Below are 1,899 nucleotides of genomic sequence, written 5' to 3'. Positions count from 1 at the left end.
CTTTGGTTTCCTGTACCGCCAAACCACCATTTTCCACCAGCCAACGGTTAAGCTGACAAACGAAATAGTTTTTCATGGCAAAGGTTGCCGTTGGAATAAAACTATAAGGACTAGAAATAACCACAATCTGATCGGCAATCACATTATCAGCTAAATAATAGCGGATAAAGCCATCGGCAAGGTCTTTTCCGAAAGATCGGGCCACCAGGTCATCGCCAAACTTAAAGCGACTGTAATCGTCGGCACTAAAGCCAAAATCGACTGTATTGTCTATTTTATGAAGTGAATAACTATACGGTATCATAGAGTAGGTTTGAGATAGATAGGTGATTGGAATTGATGAGCATACTGTTAATTCCCATCGCTTCTGCCCCACGAACATCAGCATGCGGGTTATCTCCAACATGGATTACATCTTTTAGCATTAATTCCGGGTGTTTTTCCCTATCGATGGTATCTAACATCAACTGAAAAAATCCGGTATTGGGTTTAGACATCCTTACTTCATCAGAATACAGCTGAAAATCGATAAACTGATCGATACCCAAATGACTGATTACTTTTTTTAAGGTTTTCCCTTTTATAAAACCAGTATTGCTTAAAATATTGGTCGAACTTAAACCTGTTGACTTAAGCTGTTCCAATACGGTTAAAGAACTTTCGCTATACAGCAAAGGCATGTGGGTAAAAACCAGTTGTTCCATGTCGTGATCAATCTCCTGTAGATCCACATCATGAAAATTGAAATCGTAATCATTGATCATACTGATGATCATTAAATACATTTCATCAGCATCTACATTTTTCCCTGTCCGCTCATTAATAGCGTTTACCATTAAATCTACCTGGCGAAAAACAACAGCAATCTCTGCTAAATTTTTATGCTTAGTATTAAATTTCTGGTAAAAATATTGCGTCCGCTCCTGTTTATACGCTGGATTTGATTTAATCAACGTTAACCAAAGATCGAATGAGTAATGTTTGTAAAAAGCCATTGCAACCTGTTTCCTAATCTATTTATAAATTCTAATATTACAAATTTGATTGTAATATTACCAACGTTTAATTGTAAGATTTATCACAGATAAGCCTTATAATTTAAGATTTATCCAATACCTTTTCGGCATCGTCCGAAATGATGATATCGCTTTTGTGTTTTTTGGGATAGTTAAATAATAAGGATGTTAATACTGGTATAATGAAAATGGCTACCGTAAAAATAGAGACAAAAAGATCTGTTTTTTCGCCTTCGATAGCGTGAGAAATAGGTGACTCGGGATAGAAATGCGTTACTAACGATGAAGTAAGTTTAATTCCTAAAACAGCAATTACGATGAATGCTATCGTTTCTAAAAAGGTAAATTTCTCCATCAGTTTAACAAATGCCTGTGCTACAAAACGCATAGCCAAAATCCCGATAAAAACACCAATATAGATTAACCAGATATGATCGGTAAAAGCCACAGCAGCAAAAACATTATCGATAGAGAAAGCCAGATCCATTACCTCTACTAAAGCAACAGTTGCCCAAAAATTCCCCATTAAGCCAACAGTAGATTTATAAATCCAGCTTTTGCTTTTGTCTACTTCCTCTTCTTCTTCTTCCTTGCCTTTATTGTTCTTTTTTCTAAAATAATCGAAAGCCAGGTACAACAGGTATAGACCGCCAAGTGGTTTCAACCACCAGATTTTAACCAGCCATGCAGCCAGGAACAAACAGATCCCTCTAAAAACATAAGCGCCAATAATGCCATATTTTAAAGCTTTTTCTCTTTGCGATTTTGGTAAATCCATTACCATAGTAGCCAAAACAGCAGCATTGTCTACCGAAAGCAAACTTTCGATCACAATTAAATTCAAAATAATTAATAGTCCGGCCTGTATATCGTCACCTAAAAT

The 1,899-nt window shown here is 36.1% G+C and carries 3 protein-coding genes; all 3 read right to left on the bottom strand.

The features are described from left to right. The coding region (locus tag AC1DPQ_RS26510) for a phosphoribosyltransferase family protein (protein WP_477611398.1) at window positions 1-304 on the bottom strand (304 nt) is incomplete at its 3' end. Then, window positions 291-995, bottom strand: coding sequence for an HAD family hydrolase (locus AC1DPQ_RS26505; protein WP_477584748.1), 705 nt, complete (start codon window positions 993-995; stop codon window positions 291-293). The genes AC1DPQ_RS26510 and AC1DPQ_RS26505, both read right to left, overlap by 14 nt. Before the next feature lie 103 nt (window positions 996-1,098). Then, window positions 1,099-1,899 (bottom strand): TerC family protein (locus AC1DPQ_RS26500; RefSeq protein WP_477611397.1); only part of this gene is annotated, 801 nt, incomplete at its 5' end.

Source organism: Pedobacter sp. 01T416_2 (genome assembly GCF_056398925.1).
This window is presented reverse-complemented; position numbering and strand designations above follow the sequence as displayed.

Excerpts from the sequence above, each read along its gene's own strand:
- AC1DPQ_RS26505 (WP_477584748.1), bottom strand. The coding sequence starts at position 995 with ATGGCTTTTTACAAACATTACTCATTCGATCTTTGGTTAACGTTGATT.